1 protein-coding gene and 1 pseudogene are annotated in these 1492 nt (G+C 69.3%); both read left to right on the top strand.

What is annotated here, in order from left to right; translation table 11 throughout:
• On the top strand, positions 1-1276 hold a 1276-nt coding region (pepQ, locus tag RI841_RS01105), incomplete at its 5' end, for a Xaa-Pro dipeptidase (protein ID WP_310703691.1).
• Between the two features lie 7 nt (positions 1277-1283).
• Positions 1284-1492 (top strand): annotated as a pseudogene (locus RI841_RS01100) (hydrolase); the annotation flags it as partial.

The following is a 1492-nucleotide window of genomic DNA, read 5'->3' as shown; positions in this document are numbered from 1 at the left end:
AGACCACCTCGCAGCCCTGCAACAGGCCTATGGCGAGGTGCTGACACGCCTGGGCCTCGATGGGGTACTGCTCTACAGCGGCCACCCCCGCTGTCACTTCGCCGACGACCAGGAGGCGAGCTTCGCCGCCTACGGCCACTTCATGCACTGGACCGGCCAAGCCGACCTAGCGCGCAGCTGGCTGCTGATCCGCCCGGGCCAGCGACCCAGGCTCAAGGTCCATGCCCCGGACGACTTCTGGCACCTGCCGGCCCGCCTGCCCGACGAGCCCTGGGTGGAAACCTTCGAGATCGAGATGGGCCGCGACGATAACCCGCCCACCCTGCCAGCCGGTCGCTTCGCCGTGCTCGGCGACGTGTCCTCAGCGCGCGCCGAGACGCTCGGCGCCGCCTGCAACCCGGCAGCCCTGGTGAGCGCCCTGGACGAGGGCCGAATCCGCAAGAGCGACTACGAGATCGCCTGCTTGCGCAGCGCCAACAAACAAGCCATGGCCGGCCATCGCGCGGCACGATACGCCTTTCTGGAGGGTGGAGCCGAGCTCGATATCCAACTCGCCTACCTGAGCGCCTCCCGCCAGCGGGAGTCCGCCCTGCCCTACGGCAACATCGTCGGGCTCAACGCCCATGGTGGCGTACTGCACTACCAGCACTACGACAGCGTCGCCCCCACGGGACGGCGTAGCCTGCTGCTCGACGCCGGCCATCGCCACCGGGGCTACTGCGCCGATATCACCCGCACCTGGGCCGGTCCCCACGCCGAACCCGCCTTCGCGCCGCTGATCGAGGGGGTCACGGCGCTGCAACGCCAACTGATCGACGCACTGACGCCAGGGGTACACTATGTGGACCTGCACCAGCGCATGCACCGGGGCCTGGGAGAGCTGCTGGCCGACCAGGGGCTGGTCCACTGCACGCCAGAGGCCGCGGTCAACCAGGGCATCACCCGGGCCGTCTGCCCCCATGGCCTGGGCCATTCGCTGGGCCTGCAGGTCCATGACGTGGCCGGCCGGGTGGACGGCGCGGGTCGGCCACTGCCACCGCCCGAGCGGGACCCCGCCCTGCGCCTCACCCGGGAACTGGAGGCCGGCATGGTGGTCACCATGGAACCCGGACTCTACGTGATCCCCATGCTGCTGGCACCGTTGAAGGAGCGCGCGGTGAGCCATGACATCGACTGGTCGCTGGTCGAGCGCCTGGCCGACCATGGCGGCATCCGCATCGAGGACAACGTGGTGATCACCTCCACCGGTCACGACAACCTCACCCCACCGGCGTGACGCTGCGATGACCTCCACCTGGCACGCTGCCGACTTCCGCTCGCCGCCCGGGCTAGGCAATCGGCATGTCCAGACCCTGCTGCCTCGCTTCTTGCCGACACCGAGCATCACCACCGAGACCGAGATCCTCGAGCTGCCGGACGGGGATTTTGTGGAACTGGCCTGGGCGCACCCCCTTCCCGAACGGGCCGATGCGCCCATCCTGCTGCTCTTCCA

The organism is Halomonas sp. (genome assembly GCF_031581305.1).
Lineage (GTDB): Bacteria > Pseudomonadota > Gammaproteobacteria > Pseudomonadales > Halomonadaceae > Halomonas.
This window is presented reverse-complemented; position numbering and strand designations above follow the sequence as displayed.